The organism is uncultured Sneathiella sp. (assembly GCF_963973085.1).
In the GTDB taxonomy this organism is placed as follows: domain Bacteria; phylum Pseudomonadota; class Alphaproteobacteria; order Sneathiellales; family Sneathiellaceae; genus Sneathiella.
On sequence record NZ_CAXAXA010000011.1, the window covers coordinates 20,723 to 40,419 of the forward strand.

The window sequence follows — 19,697 nt, forward strand, 5'->3', positions numbered from 1 at the left end:
CCTCCTACCTTTTCGGATTAACGGCGATGAGTGCATCGACGCAAACCGCCCTGTCGACGGTCGCAATGACCGGATTAACATCTACTTCAGTTATATAATCCGGCAAGTCTGACACAAATTCCGAGAAACGGACAATCAGGTCAGTGACCGCGTCCAGATTAACCGGCTTGCTGCCGCGGAAGCCCGTCAATAACGGATAACACTTCAAGCCTTCCAGCATTTCGCCAACGTCCGCCGGCGTGAGTGGCGCGAGACGGACTGCCGTATCCTGCAGAAGTTCAACCATCGTACCGCCGAGGCCGACTGCAATCAACGGCCCGAACTGCTCGTCAATCGTCGCACCGACCACCAGTTCAACGCCGTTTGGCGCCATTTCCTGGACAACAACCCCGTCGATCTTCGCTTTCGGCAATGACGCGGAAATCGAGCTCATCATGTCTTCAATCGCGGCCCGTAACGCAGCTTCATCGGTCAAACCGAGCCGGACGCCACCAACTTCCGTTTTATGGAGAATGTCCGGTGAAACTATTTTCACCGCCACGGGAAAGCCTATCTTCCGCGCTTCACTCACCGCATCTTCCGCCGTTGCCGCGAAAGCTTCTTTCAGCGGAGCAATCCCGTATTCAGCAAGCAATTGCTTTGCCTTCGTTTCATCGAGGCTTTTTTCGCCAGGCTTCATCGCCTCAATAATTTTTCTCGCACTTTCAGCCGCCGTTTTTGAACTAAGCCGACGCGTACTCTTGTTCTTCGGCGCCTTACGGCCGCGATGCCATTCCTGCCAGAGAGCAATGGTCTCAAAACAACGGTCGGAGGAGCGGAAAATGCAGGCCCTTGTATCGGCATCCAGCACTTCACTGCCGGGCCCTTCCAGCCAGTCATTCATCCAGATGCCGACGATCGGCAGGCCTGTCCGCTTGGCCATTTCGCACATGATCGGTGTACGGGCGCCGGAGCTTTCCGGGCTCGCAAAGACCAGGGGCACGATGATCGCATCGAAAGACGGGTCCTCCGCGAAAGCGTCGAAGCAACCGATAAAACTTTCCTTCGTTTTGAGGACTTCGGCTGTGAGATCAGACGGATTGGCGACCGAGCCGAAGCCGGGCACGATCTTGCTCAATTTGTCGGCGGTTACTTTTGCCAGCGGCGGCAGCACAACGCCATGTTCTTCCGCCTTGTCCGCCGTCACCACGGCGGCGCCGCCGGAGGTCGCCATAACACCGACACCTTTTCCGGACCGCGGCACACCGGCGCGGGCGAAGAAATTCGCGGCCTCCAAAAGCCCATCGAGACGATTGATGGCAACGGCCCCGGTTTTGGCAATCGCGGCATCGAATGCCTCTCGGGAACCAACCATTGTTCCGGTGTGGGACATTGCCGTCTTCCGGCTGAGTTCCCCGACGCCCATCTTATAGACCAGCAACGGCTTACCGTGATCATAGGCTTTCTGCGCGGCCTCGACAAAGCGAGCGCCGTCTTTCACGCCTTCGAGAAGGCAAACAATGACGTTGGTTCCGGGATCTTCCGCGAGAAAGGAAATATAGTCGCAGACATCGACATCGCAGGAATTACCGGAGGCAAGATATTTGCTAATACCGACGCCGCGCTCCATCCCCTGAAACAGCGTGTAACCAAGTCCGCCGCTTTGGGATATAACGGATACAGGCCCGTCGATGAGCTTGGTTTTGTAAAAGCCGGGCATGAAATTTAGGCCCGCTCCAAGCGTCGTGTTCACCAGACCAACACAGTTCGGTCCGACAATTCGCACGCCCGTTTCCCGTGCGAGGTCAACGATGCGCTGCTGCGCCGCCATATTCTCCGGCGTTCCCGTTTCCGCAAAACCGGAGGCAAAGACGATGACGCCGCCGACATTGCAAACGGCGCATTCGCGAATGACATCCTCAACAAACGGAGCCGCCAGCGCGACAATCACGCAATCGGGAGAAACCGGAAGCTCTGTGATCGACGGGTAGCAGCTAAATCCAGCGGCTTCCTTATATTTCGGATTAACGCCGAAAACCTGCCCGGAAAATCCGCGCATGTTGGACAGTGTCCGCTCGCCAAAGGATCCTGGCGTGGAGGACGCGCCAACGACGGCAACAGTCTCCGGGGCGATCAGCCGGCGTAAATCTTCATATCCGTAAACTGACCGTTCAACAGCCTTATGCATTGGCGCATTATCCCTTGTTATTATTTCTTATGCTCAAGCATCACATCGAAATTAAATGAACAATCATTCATTTCAAAAAATATGTCAAGCAGCTATTGTTGTCGGAACTGATAAAATATCCATAAGAATCGAACGCTCTTTCGCGCAATCAACACATACGACAAGCACTCAATAAAGCGACAACGGCTCCGTCCCTCCGCCTGTCTAGTCGGAGCTTCCCATTACTTGCTTTTCACGAAACCAAGGTCGCGATAATGCTCACGTCCTTTATCCGTAAATAAGGCCGTCAGGAACAAATCGAGATTCCCTTCAATATATTCCTCAACACTATGAAGTTTCCCAAGACGCCAGCTTTTGAGAGCCCATCCATGAGCCAAGAGCACGGCGCGGTAGGAAATAAGCTCAACATTTATCTCTCGAAAGTAACCGGCAGCGATGCAATCGCTTATGCATTCAGAAATGATCCTGTTCGTCTCGATCTCCAGTTGCTTGATCTGGTCACGCATTGACGGCGGAAGTATCGCGGTGTAACGATAAGCCAACAGTGTCGCCTTCGGCTTGTTTGCGACTACCTCTATATAGGCCGTGAGCGCTGCAGAAAACCGTATAATAGGGTCACTTTGGCCATTTACGGCCTTTGGAACTTCCTTTTTATAACTCTCGAGAACTCCCATGATCGCCAGCAGCAAGAGCTCTTCCTTATCCCGCACATAGTTGTAAACCAGGCCGGGACTGGCCCCCGCTTTCTCAGCGATTTCCTTGACGGTTGTTTCGTGAAATCCCTTGTTGGAAAAGAGGTCCGTGGCGGCGTTGACAAATTGCCGCCGCCGTACTGCTGAATTGCTGCCTGTCGAATTTGTCCTCTCTTGGGCCGTTTGGATGTTTTTCATTAATGCTTACCCGATCCAAATTTGCCTGTGATAATTGACCGCACAGTCATCCGGGACAGAGCTGCCGGACCGTTCAATTCAAAATTCCATAGAATTGAACCAGGCACTAACGGCCATCTGATCATTCCTTAATGCTGCATGCGTCAGCATAGCATTGAACATCTATTGACTCCAGCAATAAACTGAACCATCATTCATTTTAAATTGATTATCCAGTTTCTGTGCAGGAAAAAACCCAAGGGAAAGCAAGGGATAAAATGAAGAAAAATGTAGCAATTCTCGGCATGGCTGCCACACCTGTTGGGAAATTTCAAAGCGAGGCCAAGGCAGAGGTCCATACGCTGGAGCACGAAGTCCTGGCACAAATGGTCATTGACGCAATGAATGACGGCGGGCTCCCGAAAGAAGAGATTGATAGTCTCGTCCTAGCCCAGTGCCGTCCCTATACACAGCAGAAATATTTTGCGACCTTCATGGCCAATTATCTGCGCATGCCCTGCGCGGCTTCGGTGATGGAGGTGCTCGGCAACGGCATGACGGGCGGCATCGCCCTTGAACAAGCGATCCGCGATATCGAAAGCGGTCGCGCGGGCGCCGCCCTCGCCCTCGGCGTCAACTTTGAAAGCGCGACACCTTCAGCCGAACATATGAACAGCAGCATGCGGGCGACCGGCGATGTCGATTTTCATACCCCCTTTGGTCTCACGCCGATCGCCTGGTACGCCATGGACGCCAACCGCTACATTCACGAACACGGCTCATCGCGACGGGAACTTGCAAGCGTCGCCGTCAAGAACCGCTATCACGCATCACTTAACCCTATCGCACAATATCAAAAGCTGATCACGCTGGACGAGGTCATGGCGCAGCGCGAAATTGTTGAACCGCTCGGGCTCTACGAAGTGCCGCCGCGAGGCGATGGCGCGGTTTGTATCCTGCTTTGCTCAGAGGATATCGCCAAGGCGTCCGGCCGGCCCTATGTTCTGATGCGCGGGCGGGGCTTTTATCATGAAGGCGTTCACCAGATCAGTGAAATTCCGAACGATATGATTGCCTTCAATTCCCTGCAGAGAGCGAGTAAGACCGCTTATGAGGATGCCGGCATAACGGCCAAGGATCTTGATTTTGCCGAGATCTATGCCCCCTGCACTATTGTTGAAGTGTTGGCGAGTGAAGCAATGGAGCTTGCACCGCGCGGCAAAGGCGCCCGCATGGCGGCTGAAGGAGAGACAACCCTTGGCGGCCGCATTCCAATTTCGACTTCAGGCGGATTGTTATCGCGCGGCCATCCAGCCTATGTAACGCCACTTTACAATATGTATGAAGCAGTGGAGCAGCTTCGCGGCCAGGCAGGAAAGAGGCAGGTTTCAAATGCGAGGTTGGGAGCTACGAGTTGCGAACTCGGTAACTATAACGCCGCGATGGTGCAAATTCTGGAGGCTGTAAGATGAGCATTGAAATTGTCGATATTGATCGCCCGCGCGCCTATCCGCCAAGGCCAACTGAATGCACAAAAATATTCTGGGATGCGCTGGCAGAAGGCTTGTTTCAAACGACTATATGCGATGACTGCAATCGATTTACCTTTCCGCCAAAGCCGATCTGCCCGCATTGCTGGTCAAAATCGGTGAGCTGGAAGGAACTCTCCGGAGAAGGGACACTCTATTCTCGAACGGTAATTCATGCGGCACCGGCGGCATTCAAAAATGAAACGCCGGTCCATGCCGGGATTATCGATCTAAAGGAAGGCATCCGCATCGCAACGCAGCTTCTGGAGGATGACCCCATTCCTATCGACAGTACCGTTGAAATCGTCGTCGTCCGTTATACGGATGGTCCGCTCTACGGCGCCCGAAGGTCGGAGTAATTAGGCTCAGGGCCTATAAACAGGGTTCACTAAACAGATAATTTATGATTCACTTGTGATGATAAGGAGATTTCATTGTGAGCGATTTATTCTGGTTATCGAAATCACAGGTAAACACTATAAAGCCTTATTTTCCGCCTTCGCGCGGTGTTCCGCGTGTGGACGATCAGTGGGATTCTTCATGCTCTCAAGCGCGGTGTACAATGGCGGGATGCACCCAGGGAATACGGGCCGCATAAGATACTATATAATCGTTTTATGCGCTGGAGCCGCATGGGCGTGTTCAATCAAATATTTGCCGAACTGTCGGCCAAAGCCAGTAAGCTTGATGGTCTGATGATCGATGCCACGCGTCTTAAAGCGCACCGCACCGCGCGCTTCCTTTCAAAAAAGGGAATGTTCCCCGCCGTATCGGTTGGACGAAAGGCGGCTTGAACTCAAAATTGCATGCTGTGTGTGATAAGAACGGCGGACCTTCAATCCTGCTGTTATCCGAAGGGCAGATGAACGATTACATAGGCGCTGACGGGGAGCAGTCGGAAGTATGCTTTCGGCTTGCCTCACGGTCGAAGAGCTATGTCGAGTATGTTATAATACGGCCTATTTGCTGGTTGTTCAATGGGTGCCCTTTGGTGCGATTCTAGCGGGTGGAAGTGATGGTCTGAAAGCACGCTATCTTCCTGGTTTAGCGTCAGGCGATTTGCGTGCTGCCTTTTCGACAACAGAACCTCAGAGTGGCTCTGACGTTGCGCGGATTCAAACACGCGCAGAACGGTGCACAGGAGGCTATCGACTAACCGGATCAAAGATATGGCGCACTAATTCTTCTATTTCTGATTTTGTCCTGGTTGCCGCAAAAATTTCAGGCGGTGAGAACAAGGATGGCCTCAATATGTTCATTGTCGAACGCGATACGCCTGGCTTTGAAATCGGCCCGAAGGAAGATAAAATGGGAGCACGCGGTATACCTTCATGTCCCCTCTATTTTGACGACGCCCTTATACTAGAAGAAAACCGCCTCGGACCGGAAGGCCTTGGTTTCAAGATTGTCACGGAGGTATTTAATAAATCTCGCCCTATTATTGGTGCGCGAGGGGTTGGCTTGGCGCAAGGTGCAATGGATCATACAATTTCGTTTGTCCAGGAGCGAATGGAATTCGGCGAGTCTGTGGCTGATTTTCAAGGAGTTCGGTGGATCATTGCAGATATGGCCGTACAGATTGAAGCTTCTCGGCAATTAGTTTACAACGCTGCTGCAGCGGTAGATGATGGATTGAGTGGCAATAGTCTCGCCACGCTCGCCTCCATCGCAAAATGTCATTCAAGCGGTACTGCTATGAGGGTAGCAACTGACGCAGTCCAATTATTTGGCGCTGCGGGTATCTCAAATGATTGACCAATAAATCGTTACTTTCGGGACGCGAAAGTTCTTCAAATCGTTAAGGGCACCAACCAAATTCAACGGAACATAATTTCTAATAACGTGATGGGTTATTCCAAGCGCAGTGTTCCCCGTCAGCACTGTTCCCCGTCAGCACCTTATATCCGGTGGGATCATGTTTAGATCCGCAACCAAAATCCCGCATGCACGGAGGGACCGGCTTCAGGGGGGCAAGGATCAATCTGTTAAAGCGGCGCATTTCAGGCATGCCGGACAACGATCACATTGCCACCCTGGTTCGTATAGGATGAGCATGTTCTGCTTACCCTGTTCCTTTGTTCCTCCTTACACTTTCATTTTTAACGCCTACATACCGGGAAGAAGGCCGTTAACCGGATGTTCCTTATTTAGTTTGATAAATTCTTCGCGACTCATATCACCATATTTGTCGGAGAGCTTTTGCATTTCCGCTAGAAACTCCTTGGCTGGATAGCCCGCGTCTGTATGTTTTTTGACAAAGTCATCATAAACAGGCTGCATTTCTCCACGAAGTTTTTTGCGATCTTCATCTGTTAGTTTGACAAAATCAACACCATTTTCGCGCAGTGCATCCAATGCCGCCTTCGTCCCTTTCTCCACAAAATCTGCATAGAGAAGGCTACCATAATTCACGCCTTCCACTATGACCTTTTTGAGATCATCGGGCAACCCAGTGTAAAATTTACGGCTGAGGGCGAAAGGAAGGCCGGCACGGCCAAGATCGAGCGGCACATAGTATTTGGCAATTTCCTGAACGCGGAAGGTGAGAATACTCTCTGCCGGAACCATCACACCATCGATAACGCCTTGTTGAAAAGCCGTGTACATTTCGGGTGCCTGTATTGTCACTGGGGTTGCACCAAATCCTTCAACCATACGATTAACGAGCGAGCCAGCCCCACGGATTTTCATACCCCGTAGGTCAGCAAGACTTTCCACTTTTTTGGTAGTTAATAGATCGTAAGGCGCGCTGCCGCCGATAAATGCCAACTCCACGCCCATGGCCTCATACTCGTCCTTCAGATATTTTGGATAAAGTTCCTGGGCAACACGAATAGCCGTATAAATGCTTGAGAAAGCACCCGGTAGATAGAGGCCGTGCGTCAAATGAAAGCTGTTGGGTACATAGACCGGATAGGCGGGGGCTACGTCGGTGATATCCGTCAAGATGGCCTTGAAACCGTCCCGCGGACCATGCAGAACACCATCTGGAAAGGTTTCCACCTTAATACGCCCGCCGCTTTGCTTCTCGATAAACTCAGCGTATGGTTTCGTGACCGTATTGACCAAGGCTGAGCTAGAAGAATGATGCTGCGATACACGCAGGGTGAATTCTTCGGCCGATGCGCTTGCGACACCGAGCAATGCTATCAGCGTGACGACTGACACTGCAATCATTTTTTTCATTGGATTTCCTCTCTTTTTTCTCTGCTATTGACTTCCGCTTGGCTGCGAAAATGTTTTTTTTATTCGTCTTTGGGTGAAGGTTTTTCCCTTTTCTTCCCTATCGCGGCTAACATTCTATATGAAATCGGCGATTTTCACAAGATACATACCATACAGATAGTATTTATATTTTAAAGCGATTGCTAATCCTATGTTTATTGGCATCTTCAACGATCTAATGAAATGCAAACTACCCTGTCAGCCAATTCCGGATAGTCTCTTCATCTTTTTCAGGTGTTTGTTTGACCGGCGGGCGTATCGGATCAGGACTGGAACGACTGAAGCGCGGGGCTGGCGCAGGCTGCATCACCCCGGCAACATCAATAAATGTACCGCGAGCCCGGTTATGTGGATGCCGAGCCGCGTCTTCCAGGGACAGCACTGGTGCGTAGCAGCAATCCGTGCCTTCCAAGATCTCATTCCACTCCGCCTGGGTTTTCTCGGCGATGCGCGCCGCGATTTGCGCCTTCAAACCCGCCCAGTTCTCCCGGTGATAGGTCGCATCCAGATCATCATACTCAATTTCTAGCGCCGCCAGCATGAGTTTCTGGAATTTAGGTTCGATCGGCCCAAGAGAAATCCATTCGCCGTCCAAGCATTGATATACGTCGTAAAAATGGGCACCGGAATCAATAACATTCTTGCCACGCTCATAGGTCATCAAGCCCTGCTTATACATGCCGGCGAACACCGTCATCAATGACGCCGTACCGTCAACAATGGCGGCATCGACAACCTGCCCCTTCTCTGATGTGCTGCGTTCATAAAGAGCGCTTAGTATACCAAAAACCAGATACATTGAACCACCGCCGTAGTCGCCGACAAGATTAAGCGGAGGTGTCGGCGGCTGATCCGCTCGACCAATTCCATGTAGTGCTCCCGCAAGGGCAATGTAATTCATATCGTGGCCTGCCGCTTGTGCGAGTGGCCCCTCCTGCCCCCATCCCGTCATTCGGCCATAAACGAGGCGTGGATTGCGTGCGAGGCATTCATCCGGGCCCAAACCAAGCCGCTCCATGACGCCGGGCCGACCTCCTTCCAGTAACACATCGGCCTTTTCCACCAACGGCCATATTTTCTCGAATTCGTCCGTATCTTTAAGATTTAGCGTGACGATTTTCCGATTGCGCAATGTCAGATCAAGATGGCGCTCCCGGGGCAGCCCAACATCCGTTCCACCCGGCCGTTCGATGCGCAATACACTAGCACCGAGATCGGCGAGCAGCATCGCCGCGAAAGGCACGGGCCCGATGGCCTCCATTTCCAGTATTTTAAGTCCGTTAAGTGGGCCCATTATATTCTCCCTTTATCCTCGTTCAAAACAGTCTTACCAGCCGCCGAATGATAACCCGCCATTTACACTGACAGTTTGTCCGGTGATTTGCGCGGCCTCATCAGAGGCAAGAAAAACTGCTACCGCCGCAACTTCGTCCGCAGTTGGTGCACGTTTCTGCGGAAATCTCTCCAGCGCCTTGGAGAAGACTTTCCACTCAAACTCGTCATTGTTAAATATCCGGTCCCATGAAGGTGTAGCTGAGGTCAAGGTCATGGCTACGGAATTTATCCGTATATTGGCTTTCGAAAATTCTCTCCCCAACGTTTTCGTCATAAGGATTATGGATGCCCCGACAGCGCCAATAACGGATTCTCCCGTGGTTGGAAATCGCGCCGCATCCGTGGTGATAAGAACCACGCACCCTTTGCTTACTTCCAACGCGTCAGCAGCGGCATGCACGGGAAAGATACGCGGGAAAAAGCGCGACGCGAAGCTCTCCTCAAGCTGAGCGGGAGACATTTGCCGGAACGGCTTTGGTCCGAAAGGGCCTTCCGCACCCGCGCTAACCAATATGTCGACACCGCCATGCTCTTCCCGGGCCCTCGCGACAATACGTTTACAATTTTCATAGTCGCCTGAATCACCCTGGACGAAAGCAGACTTCGCGCCAAGCATTTTGAGTTCCTCTACCGCTTCAGCGCCTCGCGCCTCCGTTCTGCCGGAAACAACTAGATTACAACCACTAGCTGCTAGGCGCTTGGCGATGGCGAGGCCCAAGCCGCCGGACCCACCGGTAACGATCGCGGATTTGCCCTTCATATGCGTATATTCCATTATTTTTTTCTCCCAAATCCATTATTGGCCTTCCCAATGAGGTGACGGATATCCACCGATCTCCTTAAGCATTGACCGCGTGTTCTCTATTGACACAGGGGCGCGCAAATAGCATACCATCTGGATAGTATGCGTCAACCGAAACAAATAACGTAAGCTTGGCGCATACATATTTGGCGGTTCCTCCGGCCCGGGCTATTCCGGCATCTAGAGCGTCGCCTGGGTAGCAAAGAAGCCAAAGTAAAAGGACAAGAAAAAATGACCTATCAGGATATTACTTTTGAAAAGCGCGACGGGGTTGCACGAATTTACATCAACCGCCCGGACAAGATGAACGCATTCCGCGGCCAAACCATTGTTGACCTGATAAATGCTCTTAATGATGCTGGCTGGGACGACGAGGTTGGCGTTATCGTCCTCGGTGCCCACGGTGATCGGGCATTCTGTGTTGGCGGCGACCAGTCCGAACATGACGGGTTCTACGATGGGCGCGGCACTATCGGTCTGCCGATTGAAGAATTACATACGGTTTTGCGCGATATTCCAAAACCGGTCATCGCCCGTGTTCAGGGTTATTCCATTGGTGGAGGAAATGTCCTGGTTACTCTTTGCGATCTCGCCATAGCCTCTGACAAGGCAAAATTCGGGCAAGCCGGACCGAAAGTCGGTTCCGTTGATCCGGGCTGGGGGACGGCTTATCTCGCGCACGCGATTGGTGAAAAGAAAGCACGGGAAATCTGGTATTTATGTCGACAATATTCTGCAGAACAAGCGCTCGAAATGGGGTTATGCAACGCTGTGGTACCCCATGATGAACTGGACGAGGAAATTGACCAATGGTGCAAGGAGATCCTGCAGAAAAGCCCGACAGCGATTGCGATTGCAAAGCGCTCTTTTAATGCCGCGACTGAGAATATCCGGGGTGTCGGCAACCTTGGCATGCAGGCACTGGCATTGTTCTACCAGTCCGCTGAATCGAAAGAAGGTGTGAACGCATTTAATGAAAAGCGGAAACCGAATTTCCGGCAGAAATTCTAGACGTTTGATTTGCCCAAACGCCTGTTTTCCGTTATGCCTTAAGTTGCAAAGCTTCAGTGGGAAGGGTTGCGAGAAATTCAGTGACGAGAATGTTTGTCAATGAAGATTACTGAGGCCGGAATGACGAAAACAATAGCGCGGAACGGGAACGACACGACCGGGAAACAAAGTTCCCAGGCGGACAAACCCGTCGCGATAAAAAAGCGCAAAACAAAGAAGCAACAAAGCCAGGAGAGTTTCGAAAATCTCATGGTCTGCGCTTGCAAGTTGTTTATAGCCAATGGATACAAAGCAACAACCCTGGAAAACATTGCCGCTGGCGCCAAGCTTACAAAAGGGGCAGTCTACTTCCATTTCGGCACCAAGGAGGCATTGCTTCATTCCCTGCTTGATCGTACCAAGGAACGAATTGTCGACCTGATTATCGAAGCCCTCGGCACAGATTGCGACTCCGTCAAGGCAGCGCTTGTCCATTTTATGCATGTTCACGCCGGTCTCGGTTTGACAAACCGCGACGAGATGCTGTTGCTTATTACAATGTCGATGGAATTCGCTGGCCAAAAAAACAAAATATCCAAGCATATTAGGGAGATCTATCAGCTACTCTATACTCATCTGGAGGCAACCATTGCGGCAGGACAAAAAAATGGTGAAATCAAGCTTATCGTTCCAACCCGCGAACTCGCATCTATTGTAATTGCTCTACATGACGGTATTTTTATTGAATGGTCACGTCAGGAAATGAAGCTGTCCGGCGATGACTTGATCCGGGCGGCACGAAGCCTCATTGTCAATGGTCTTTTCAACACGCAACAATAAATTTTTATCATTGGCTAGCCGCCCTGTTTGTTTCTTACCCTCTCTTCAAGTCGGGCAAGAAAGTCCGGCTGCGCGACGACTTGTAAAAAGGGCTTCCCGCTCGCGTTCAAGGCAGGAGGAAACGTAACTGCTGTCCAACTCCAACAGCATCCGCGCACTACGGATTGAGCTGGAAGGCATCGCCGCATTACGATTAGCCATCGCGCGCGCACCGCATTTGCATACTTCGACAAAGAGATCAGGGCCGGAAATCAAAAACATTGACGACACAAAAAGGGGGAGCGCAAGGTTTGGAAAAGTCGTGATCCATATCCGGCTAACACAAATTATAATAGAGGTGGAGCAGCTAATTCGGTCTATTTTTCCTGTCTTGCAGCGTCCACCAGCAAACGGCCAATGATGTTGCGCTGGATTTGATTCGTGCCTTCCACGATCTGCAGCATCTTCGCGTCTCTCATATAGCGCCCGATCGGAAAATCATCTGAAATGCCGGACGATCCGTAGACCTGCACTGCATCTGTGGCGACTTTCATCGCGACGTCAGTTGCGAACAATTTTGACATGGCAGCAAGCGATGCCAGTTCGTTGCCTGTCGTCCCGGCGTCAACCTCGCTCGCAGCCCGATAAACAAGGTTGCGGGCCGCTTCGATCGAGGTCGCCATATCGGCGAGCATCCAGCGCATTCCCTGAAAGTCGATAATTGGCTGGCCAAATCCTTCGCGTGTCTTGATGAAATTAACAGCCTTGTCCAGCGCACCTTGCGCAAGCCCCACGCCACGCGCGCCGACAATTGGCCGGGAGGCGTTAAAGGTCTGCATGACGATCTTGAAACCCCGGCCTTCCTCGCCCAGCCGGTCTTCTTCCGGCACAAACACATCGTTGAGATAAAGCGGATGGGACGGCACTCCACGTCCGCCGGCTTTTTTCTCTTTGGGACCGATTTCCAGTCCTTCAGCGCCAGTCGGGACAATGAAGAGGTTCAGGCCGCCGCGTTCTTTGTCGTCGCGAGAGATGCGGGCAGCAACCAAAATGAAATCTGATTTACTGGCATTTGTACACCAGGCCTTGGTGCCCGTTAGTCGATAACCTCCCGGTACGTTCTTCGCCCGGCAGACAACACCGGCGACGTCCGAACCGCTTTGTGGTTCGGTTACCGAGATGGCCGCGCGCGCGTCACCCCTGGCAAGTGGCGGCAGGTATTTATCGCGTTGCGCCTGAGTACCTCCCTCAATGATTGCGCCAATCGGCACCCATTGAACAACAAGGATATAGGCCGTGTTAAAGCAGATACGGGAAAATTCCTCCACCGCGATGCATGAAGAAAGCATGCTGTTGGTACCGCCATATTCTTCCGGAAAGGGAAGCAGAAAGAGCTCCAACGACTTCAACAGTTCAAACATATCCTGAGGATATTCGCCAGTTGCGTCAATTTCATCAGCACGCGGCGCCAAACGCTCGAGCGCAACACGGCGAAAATGCGCCTGCAGTTGCTTTTGCTCGCCTGTAAGTGCAAACATTTTTTCCTCCCCTTCTTGCCATCTGTCGCGGCATTTCAGCTAGATCTTCCTCACACTGACATGGTCGGCGGCGAAAGGCAGACGCTATCTATTTTAAATAGAAACCCTGTTTCAGACCGCACAAATTTACATCCGTATGGACTAGCTTGAAATCTATTTTACATTCTATCCAGATAGTTTGTCAATTCAAGGATTACTTCCGGCGCCGCGCCTGGAATGCGCCTACCCGCTCCTTGAATGCCGAGCTATCTTCGAGAATGGCCATATGGGACGAAATCATGTCGAGATGAGAATCCAACGTTGTTGAAAAACTTTGAACGGCCGCACGTTTCATCATCCGAACTGCTTCTGTGGGTTGTTTCGCAATACGTTCAGCAAGCTTCACCGCTTCGGCAAGTGCCTGCCCATCCTCGACTGCACGCGATATCATGCCGATTTGCGCGGCCTCTTCACCACTTATAGCATCGCCCGTCCAAAGCAATTCCAATGCCTTGGAAAGCCCGACAAGACGTGGCAGGAAATAGGAACCGCCGTCGCCAGCCATAAGGCCCATGGCAATATATGATTCCGCAAAAACCGCAGAACGATCCGCGATACGGATATCACACATCAGCGCCATATCAAGCCCGGCACCGCGTGCGGTGCCATTGAGAGCGGCAATTATCGGGATGTCCATACTATGGACCTGGCGCATCACCCGATAGACATTGTCAAAAAGAAATGACTTACGCTCAGACATATTCATTGTGAGAAAGCTATCCAGCTCATCCATGTCGCCGCCGGCACAAAAGGCCTTTCCCGCTCCTGTCAGGACCATCGCGCGAATATTTTTATCCGACGTGATATCGATCAGCGTATCAGCCCACAGATTGACCATTTCCCGGTTAAACGCATTAAACTGATCGGGTCTGTTCAATGTCAGTATGGCAACACCCGATTTATTGTTTTTTTCAAGCAGAATGCTTTTATCCGTCATTACATGTCCTCACGCTGAAATTTGCACCAATATCCAATCATTTTACCCGTTCCGTCAGGCGTCTGGCCGTTGCATAAAGCGGGCAATACGCTTTTTTGCCTCGCCGCCTGCGACCAGCTTCTCAATCCCGATGATTTCCAGCGCGAAACCGTCAGTATCGGCCGCGTCCTGCCCTGCAATACAGCCTTTGACAATACCAAGGGCTTCCCGTGGCATTGCAGCAATACGTCCTGCAATTACCGCCAGTTCTGCTTCAGCCTGATCATTTTCCCACAGCATTTCAACCAAATTAACGTGGACCGCTTCCGCTGCGGAAAGAATGTCCCCCACCAGCATTATTCGTGTTGCCACCCCGCGACCGCATTGTCGCGTCAGCCGCTGCGTACCGCCTGCGGCTGGAAGCAATCCCACTTTGAGCTCCGGCAGACCAAATTTCGCCTTTGCCGTGGCAATCCTCAGGTCACAGGAAAGCGCAAGTTCCAATCCACCGCCCAACGCGGCTCCCTCAACAAAAGCAATGGTGACTCCCGGAAGGTTTTCAAACCGCGCCATAAGTTGCTGAACGCGGTGTGCATAAGCCGCCACTCGCTTGTCGGCGTCCGCAGCGCTCATCCAGGACAACATTCCCGCTAAATCACCGCCTGCCGAAAATATCTTGAGATCGCTGCGAATAATTACGACGTTCCAGTCGTCGCGCGTCTCCAGATCGTCCACCAACAGCTCCAATTGCTCGACGAAAGCAAGTGTCAGCGCGTTAACTGGCTCGTTGCGCATTGAGACCGTCGCGACTCGGTCTTTCACAGAAAAATCAAACATAAATTACCCTTCGATCCGCGAAAAGAGGAATGGGTCCCCCGCGAGGCACCCACGAAACTTTGACCATGCCTACATCATCGTATAGCCGCCGCTGACGCTCAACGTCTGACCCGTAACAAAACTAGAAGCATCGGAGGCCATGAATAATACAGCGGAGGCAATATCGTCCGGCCTGCCGATGCGGCGCAGCGGATATGCTTTCGAAATACGCTCCCGCATTTCCGGCGTATTCCATTCCTTCATCTCATTGATCCAGATGCTATTTTCACTCACTTCTTCCGCTGAATCCGGCATTGTCGTTCCGGGGCACACAACGTTAAAGCGAACACCAAAGCGGCCATTTTCCCGAGCCAACGATTTCATCAGAGCGATAACGCCCGCCTTGCATGCGCCGTAGACAGCCTCACGGAATTCACCCATACGACCAGCATCCGAGCCGATGCTGACCACAGAGCCCCCACCGCCCTTGATCATGCCGTCAAGCACCGCACGTGTGCAGTTAATCGTGCCCCACAAATTAAGGTCGATTTCACGTTGCCATTCCTCTCGCGTCTTCTCCGTAAAGACGGCATCCCGCGTCCAGCCCACATTATTTACCAAAACATCCACCTTGCCGTGCCGCTTTTCCACCTCAACCACCATTGCCTGCACGCTATCCCAGTTGGCGACGTCGGCTTTTATGGGGTGCGCGGAAGCAGCCCCCAGCTCAAGTGCTTGTGTGGCAACCTTGCCCGCCTGCTCCTCGTCCAGATCAGCAATGGTCAGATGGGCACCTTCAGCAGCAAAGGCCAAGCTAATGCTACGTCCAATATTCGAAGCACCACCCGTGACGATGACACTTTTGTTATTGAGTTTTATATCCATGTCCTTAATTTCCTGATTTGTTTTCGTTGAAGTGAATGAGCTTAAAATTGGATGATACCTCGTACTATCGGTTTTAACGCCAGGCACCAGGCAGCACCTTCCCATCCTTGTCGATAACATCGCGGGTATGCTCACCGAGCATGGGTGGAGGGAGTTCATAAAGTGTGTCACAACCTGAAATATTTATTGGGTTAGCGAGCAAATTGATCGTACCGAGCTGGGGATGTTCAACCCCAATCACCATATGATCACGTACCTCCGGATCGCTGAATACTTCGTCCAATGTTCGCACAGGCGCAAATAAAACACCGGCTTTTTCGAAACACTCCAGCCACTCAACCATGGGCCGCGAGCGAATGAGCCTCCCGACCCATTCGTCAACAACATCTCTGTTTTCAACGCGCAAAGCATTCGTTGAAAAACGGGGATCAGCAGCCAGTTCCGGGTCAGCCAACGCATCGGTGAGCGTGTGCCAGAATTTTTCCTGATGCGCTATGATCTGAATTTGCCGGTCATCTGCTGTGGAATAGCTTTCGCAAGGCACGACCTGATAATGTTTGTTGCCCATACGGGCAGGCGTTTCGCCTGTCATAAAATAGTAGCCTTCGCGCGGGATCATACCAAAAATAGCGGCATCCATCATGGACATGTCCACTCGCCCTCCCTCCCCCGTCAGGTCACGACGACGCAGCGCCGCCATAATGCCTATGGTAGCAAGCGTAGGTGAGAAAACATCGACGAAAGGAAAGCCGGTACGCATCGGACCCGATTCCTCTGAGCCATTGAGTTGCATCAGTCCGGAGAGAGCCTGAATAACCTGATCGAGAGCGGGTCTCTTGGCATATCTGCTGTCTGGCCGAAATCCCGCAACAGCGCAGAAAACAAGGCGCGGATTGCGCTTACTCAATTCATCATATCCTAACCCGAGTTTATCCATGGTACCCGGGCGGAAATTTTCGACAACAATATCCGCCTGGGCGGCCAGATCCAGTGCAGCCTGCTTACCAGCAGCACTCTTCAAATCGAGGATAATACTTCGCTTGTTGCGACTTAAGCTGAGAGAAGCCTCGCTCTCCACCAATCCCTCGACGGCGGTGTTGCCCGTGCGCCGCATGGCATCTCCCTCTGGCGGTTCGATCTTGATGACATCAGCCCCCAGATCGCCCAGCAACATGGTCGAAAGCGCGCCGGCGACCATCTGGGTAAAGTCAAGTACTCGTATTCCTTCAAGCGGCAACATTGGGCCTCCCAATTCTTGGCCATAAATAGCGATATGTCCGGAACACATATGGCGGATGGCGGTTATTTATATTTTATGCCATCGGCAACATGTTTCTCATCTTGCATAATAAGATACTATCTGTATGGTATGTATAATGTCAACCATCTAGACAATAGTGTAAACTAACATATAGTCGTCAGGTCCATCGCACAAAAAAATGGAGAGCCAGTACGTAAGACAGGATATTTAAATTCCCAACGCTTTAAACAGTAACAATAACTAATGTGCGAAAGGAATTGGCCATTATGGCAGGGAACATAGGGAGGGAACAATGACGAACCGGCTTCTCGGTGGCTATTCACTTGATAGCGCCCTGGTAACGACATGATTGTTGAAAAATTCGCCAACGCGCTGAGATGGTTAATAAATTTGATCCATCTTTTCGCCTCATTTGTTGCCCTGCCAGCCCTCGCCCTGGTGATTGCGGCTGACGTCACGATGCGCTATTTTGTCAATCAACCTATCCTGGGTGCAGTCGAAGCAAGCCAGTTTCTTCTACTCCTGGTATTCACATTAGGCCTCAACTTCACGACATTAACGCAAAAGCATATCCGTATGGATCTGTTTTTCGACATGATGCCGAGATGGATGCAACTCGGCATAGAGGTTCTCTCCATGTTCTGCGGAATAATCCTGTTCGGCGCACTCGCGCGTCAGTCATTCGATGACTATCACTTTTCAATTATGATTTCGGACGCAACGGAAGAACTCAACATTCCCATATGGCCGTTCCAGTTCATCATGCTGATCGTCTTTTCACTATTATGCGTCCAATTGGTTGTTACAACACTTCTGAAACTGATGCCTGCATCGAAAACTGCGGAGCGCCAGCGGCCAGATGTCATTGAAGAAACCGGAGTAGAGTAAAATGGAGCATATTGTCATAGGCTATCTCGGTCTCGCTATCATGATTGTGCTGATTTTTGCCGGCGTACCCATTGCTTTCGCCCTTGGTACTGTCGGCATTGGCGGGATCGTCATGGTCATGGGCGTTCAACAGGCGCTTAGCCAGTCCACCCTTGTTTACTTTCATGAAGGTACGAATTTTGTACTCATTGCTGTTCCGATGTTCATGTTAATGGGAAATATCGCTAATCATACCGGAATTGCCGCCGGGTTATTCAGAGCAACCGCCAACACGCTGGGCCGGTTCCCCGGTGGGCTCGCAATTGCCTCTGTTTTCGGCTGCGCCGGCTTTGGCGCTATTTCTGGATCAAGTACCGCAACTGTCCTGACGATGGGCCGTATCGTTATGCCGGAACTAAAGCGATATGGCTACGACCAGGAACTGGGAGCTGGCGCATTGTCTGCAGCCGGCACTTTAGGTATTCTCATACCACCGAGCCTCATTCTAATTTTTTACGGCGTTCTAACGGAAAACTCTATTGGCGATCTTTTTATTGCGGGCATCGTCCCCGGTCTGCTGACCGTCGTCCTTTTCAGCGCCCTGATCATTATTATTGCAACACTCAACCCTGAAAAAGCTCCGCCAATTCCAAGGCCCGCCGCAAAGGAAACGGCGCTTTCTCTGATCGAAGCCTTGCCCATCCTTGCCCTCTTCACACTTATTATCGGCGGCATTTATTTGGGTGTCTTCACACCGACGGAAGCCTCCGGTATCGCAGTTGTTGGCGTAATTTTTTATGGTTTGATTTCACGAAAACTGACATGGGGCGCAATGCGGGAGGCGCTAACGGAAACCATCACCACCAGCGCAATGCTGTTCACAATCATCCTGTCCGGTTATATCGTCACCCGATTTATTGCGGTAACCGGCATCACCCAGAATATGATTGATTTTGTTCAGGCCATGAATCTGGGCCCCTATCAATTCATCATTGTCATCACCATACTATATTTGATTTTGGGATGTGCGCTTGACGTTTTCGCTATGTTGATCCTGACAGTGCCCTTTATCTATCCGATCATCCTGCACTATGGAATAGACCCAATATGGTTCGGAATTTATATCGTCGTAATGGCCGAAATCGCTTTAATTACGCCGCCGTTGGGCCTTAATATTTTTGTCATGAACTCCATTGCGCCGGATATTACGCTTATGAGAATTTTCAAGGGAGTTATGCCATTTGTGCTTATCGAGCTGATGGTCGTTGCCTTGCTAACCGCTTTCCCCATAATAGCGCTTTATCTGGTCAAATAAGCAGCATTCATTTGGTATTGACGGAGTTGCTTCGCTGACGCCATCTACAACGTCTGAAGTGGTCCCATAAATTCGGACAGTTTGTTAAGGTGTATCCCAACGGGACGAAGGGATGCAAAAATGACGAAACGACGGAAGTTTTTGGATCAGTTTAAGGCCAAGGTTGCGCTTGAGGCGTTACGTGGAGATCGGACAATTCAAGAAATTGCGGCGAAGCACAGGGTGCATCCAAACCAGGTGAGTATGTGGAAAAAACAGGCTGTGGAAGGATTGTCCGGGGTGTTTTCCAGCGGCGGTAAGGCGGAAGGTCTGTCTGAGGCTGAG

Annotated in this window: 17 protein-coding genes and 2 pseudogenes; 9 read left to right on the forward strand and 10 right to left on the reverse strand. The window is 51.4% G+C overall.

Annotation, left to right across the window (positions count from 1 at the left end; translation table 11 throughout):
* Positions 1-4: 4 nt before the first annotated feature.
* Positions 5-2,167 (reverse strand): acetate--CoA ligase family protein, encoded by a 2,163-nt coding sequence (locus AACZ19_RS17955; protein WP_339635894.1) that lies wholly within the window; start codon positions 2,165-2,167, stop codon positions 5-7.
* 221 nt (positions 2,168-2,388) lie between these two features.
* Positions 2,389-3,057: a TetR/AcrR family transcriptional regulator gene (locus AACZ19_RS17960; protein ID WP_339635895.1), complete on the reverse strand. Its 669-nt coding sequence runs from the start codon at positions 3,055-3,057 to the stop codon at positions 2,389-2,391.
* Positions 3,058-3,314: 257 nt separating this feature from the next.
* On the opposite strand from AACZ19_RS17960, the gene AACZ19_RS17965 reads away from it, so the two are divergent.
* The 4 genes and pseudogenes from AACZ19_RS17965 to AACZ19_RS17980 form a co-directional block, all read left to right on the forward strand.
* On the forward strand, positions 3,315-4,508 hold the full coding sequence (locus tag AACZ19_RS17965; RefSeq protein ID WP_339635896.1) for a thiolase family protein: 1,194 nt from the start codon (positions 3,315-3,317) through the stop codon (positions 4,506-4,508).
* Complete coding sequence (locus AACZ19_RS17970) at positions 4,505-4,924, forward strand: OB-fold domain-containing protein (RefSeq protein WP_339635897.1); 420 nt, start codon at positions 4,505-4,507, stop codon at positions 4,922-4,924. The genes AACZ19_RS17965 and AACZ19_RS17970 overlap by 4 nt, the downstream gene beginning before the upstream one ends.
* Positions 4,925-5,001: 77 nt before the next feature.
* Positions 5,002-5,448, forward strand: a pseudogene (locus AACZ19_RS17975) (IS5 family transposase); the annotation flags it as partial.
* 17 nt (positions 5,449-5,465) lie between these two features.
* Positions 5,466-6,488, forward strand: a pseudogene (locus AACZ19_RS17980) (acyl-CoA dehydrogenase family protein); the annotation flags it as partial.
* A gap of 183 nt (positions 6,489-6,671) precedes the next feature.
* On the opposite strand, the gene dctP reads toward AACZ19_RS17980, so the two are convergent.
* The 3 genes from dctP to AACZ19_RS17995 all read right to left on the reverse strand — a co-directional run bounded on the left by dctP (position 6,672) and on the right by AACZ19_RS17995 (position 9,900).
* On the reverse strand, positions 6,672-7,751 hold the full coding sequence (gene dctP / locus AACZ19_RS17985) for a TRAP transporter substrate-binding protein DctP (RefSeq protein WP_339635898.1): 1,080 nt from the start codon (positions 7,749-7,751) through the stop codon (positions 6,672-6,674).
* 229 nt (positions 7,752-7,980) lie between these two features.
* Positions 7,981-9,084 (reverse strand): CaiB/BaiF CoA-transferase family protein, encoded by a 1,104-nt coding sequence (locus tag AACZ19_RS17990; protein WP_339635899.1) that lies wholly within the window; start codon positions 9,082-9,084, stop codon positions 7,981-7,983.
* A gap of 33 nt (positions 9,085-9,117) precedes the next feature.
* A complete protein-coding gene (locus AACZ19_RS17995) occupies positions 9,118-9,900 on the reverse strand; it encodes an SDR family oxidoreductase (RefSeq protein WP_339635900.1) in 783 nt (260 codons plus the stop codon).
* A gap of 258 nt (positions 9,901-10,158) precedes the next feature.
* On the opposite strand from AACZ19_RS17995, the gene AACZ19_RS18000 reads away from it, so the two are divergent.
* Together AACZ19_RS18000 and AACZ19_RS18005 are read left to right on the forward strand one after the other, a co-directional pair.
* Positions 10,159-10,938: an enoyl-CoA hydratase-related protein gene (locus AACZ19_RS18000; RefSeq protein ID WP_339635901.1), complete on the forward strand. Its 780-nt coding sequence runs from the start codon at positions 10,159-10,161 to the stop codon at positions 10,936-10,938.
* A gap of 120 nt (positions 10,939-11,058) precedes the next feature.
* On the forward strand, positions 11,059-11,757 hold the full coding sequence (locus AACZ19_RS18005; RefSeq protein WP_339635902.1) for a TetR/AcrR family transcriptional regulator: 699 nt from the start codon (positions 11,059-11,061) through the stop codon (positions 11,755-11,757).
* A gap of 356 nt (positions 11,758-12,113) precedes the next feature.
* On the opposite strand, the gene AACZ19_RS18010 is transcribed toward AACZ19_RS18005, so the two are convergent.
* From AACZ19_RS18010 to AACZ19_RS18030, 5 genes are all read right to left on the reverse strand, one after another.
* A complete protein-coding gene (locus AACZ19_RS18010) occupies positions 12,114-13,274 on the reverse strand; it encodes an acyl-CoA dehydrogenase family protein (protein ID WP_339635903.1) in 1,161 nt (386 codons plus the stop codon).
* A gap of 193 nt (positions 13,275-13,467) precedes the next feature.
* Positions 13,468-14,250 carry an enoyl-CoA hydratase-related protein gene (locus AACZ19_RS18015; protein ID WP_339635904.1) on the reverse strand — a complete coding sequence of 261 codons (783 nt, stop codon included), beginning with the start codon at positions 14,248-14,250 and terminating at the stop codon, positions 13,468-13,470.
* 54 nt (positions 14,251-14,304) lie between these two features.
* A complete protein-coding gene (locus tag AACZ19_RS18020; RefSeq protein WP_339635906.1) occupies positions 14,305-15,066 on the reverse strand; it encodes an enoyl-CoA hydratase/isomerase family protein in 762 nt (253 codons plus the stop codon).
* A 69-nt stretch (positions 15,067-15,135) separates the two neighbouring features.
* Positions 15,136-16,089: an SDR family oxidoreductase gene (locus AACZ19_RS18025; RefSeq protein ID WP_339635907.1), complete on the reverse strand. Its 954-nt coding sequence runs from the start codon at positions 16,087-16,089 to the stop codon at positions 15,136-15,138.
* Positions 16,004-17,170: a CoA transferase gene (locus AACZ19_RS18030; protein WP_339635908.1), complete on the reverse strand. Its 1,167-nt coding sequence runs from the start codon at positions 17,168-17,170 to the stop codon at positions 16,004-16,006. The genes AACZ19_RS18025 and AACZ19_RS18030 overlap by 86 nt, the downstream gene beginning before the upstream one ends.
* Positions 17,171-17,536: 366 nt before the next feature.
* On the opposite strand from AACZ19_RS18030, the gene AACZ19_RS18035 reads away from it, so the two are divergent.
* From AACZ19_RS18035 to AACZ19_RS18045, 3 genes are all read left to right on the forward strand, one after another.
* Positions 17,537-18,079, forward strand: coding sequence for a TRAP transporter small permease (locus tag AACZ19_RS18035; RefSeq protein WP_339635909.1), 543 nt, complete (start codon positions 17,537-17,539; stop codon positions 18,077-18,079).
* Position 18,080: 1 nt separating this feature from the next.
* Positions 18,081-19,373: a TRAP transporter large permease gene (locus tag AACZ19_RS18040; RefSeq protein ID WP_339635910.1), complete on the forward strand. Its 1,293-nt coding sequence runs from the start codon at positions 18,081-18,083 to the stop codon at positions 19,371-19,373.
* 120 nt (positions 19,374-19,493) lie between these two features.
* A partial coding sequence (locus AACZ19_RS18045) for a transposase (protein WP_339635912.1) occupies positions 19,494-19,697 on the forward strand: 204 nt, incomplete at its 3' end.

What these genes read in the sequence shown, in the direction of transcription:
- AACZ19_RS17955 (WP_339635894.1), bottom strand. Translation starts at nt 2,167, where the DNA reads ATGCATAAGGCTGTTGAACGGTCAGTTTACGGATATGAAGATTTACGC.
- AACZ19_RS17960 (WP_339635895.1), bottom strand. Translation starts at nt 3,057, where the DNA reads ATGAAAAACATCCAAACGGCCCAAGAGAGGACAAATTCGACAGGCAGC.
- AACZ19_RS17965 (WP_339635896.1), top strand. Translation starts at nt 3,315, where the DNA reads ATGAAGAAAAATGTAGCAATTCTCGGCATGGCTGCCACACCTGTTGGG.
- AACZ19_RS17970 (WP_339635897.1), top strand. Translation starts at nt 4,505, where the DNA reads ATGAGCATTGAAATTGTCGATATTGATCGCCCGCGCGCCTATCCGCCA.
- dctP (WP_339635898.1), bottom strand. Translation starts at nt 7,751, where the DNA reads ATGAAAAAAATGATTGCAGTGTCAGTCGTCACGCTGATAGCATTGCTC.
- AACZ19_RS17990 (WP_339635899.1), bottom strand. Translation starts at nt 9,084, where the DNA reads ATGGGCCCACTTAACGGACTTAAAATACTGGAAATGGAGGCCATCGGG.
- AACZ19_RS17995 (WP_339635900.1), bottom strand. Translation starts at nt 9,900, where the DNA reads ATGGAATATACGCATATGAAGGGCAAATCCGCGATCGTTACCGGTGGG.
- AACZ19_RS18000 (WP_339635901.1), top strand. Translation starts at nt 10,159, where the DNA reads ATGACCTATCAGGATATTACTTTTGAAAAGCGCGACGGGGTTGCACGA.
- AACZ19_RS18005 (WP_339635902.1), top strand. Translation starts at nt 11,059, where the DNA reads ATGACGAAAACAATAGCGCGGAACGGGAACGACACGACCGGGAAACAA.
- AACZ19_RS18010 (WP_339635903.1), bottom strand. Translation starts at nt 13,274, where the DNA reads ATGTTTGCACTTACAGGCGAGCAAAAGCAACTGCAGGCGCATTTTCGC.
- AACZ19_RS18015 (WP_339635904.1), bottom strand. Translation starts at nt 14,250, where the DNA reads ATGACGGATAAAAGCATTCTGCTTGAAAAAAACAATAAATCGGGTGTT.
- AACZ19_RS18020 (WP_339635906.1), bottom strand. Translation starts at nt 15,066, where the DNA reads ATGTTTGATTTTTCTGTGAAAGACCGAGTCGCGACGGTCTCAATGCGC.
- AACZ19_RS18025 (WP_339635907.1), bottom strand. Translation starts at nt 16,089, where the DNA reads ATGAACTCCCTCCACCCATGCTCGGTGAGCATACCCGCGATGTTATCG.
- AACZ19_RS18030 (WP_339635908.1), bottom strand. Translation starts at nt 17,170, where the DNA reads ATGTTGCCGCTTGAAGGAATACGAGTACTTGACTTTACCCAGATGGTC.
- AACZ19_RS18035 (WP_339635909.1), top strand. Translation starts at nt 17,537, where the DNA reads ATGATTGTTGAAAAATTCGCCAACGCGCTGAGATGGTTAATAAATTTG.
- AACZ19_RS18040 (WP_339635910.1), top strand. Translation starts at nt 18,081, where the DNA reads ATGGAGCATATTGTCATAGGCTATCTCGGTCTCGCTATCATGATTGTG.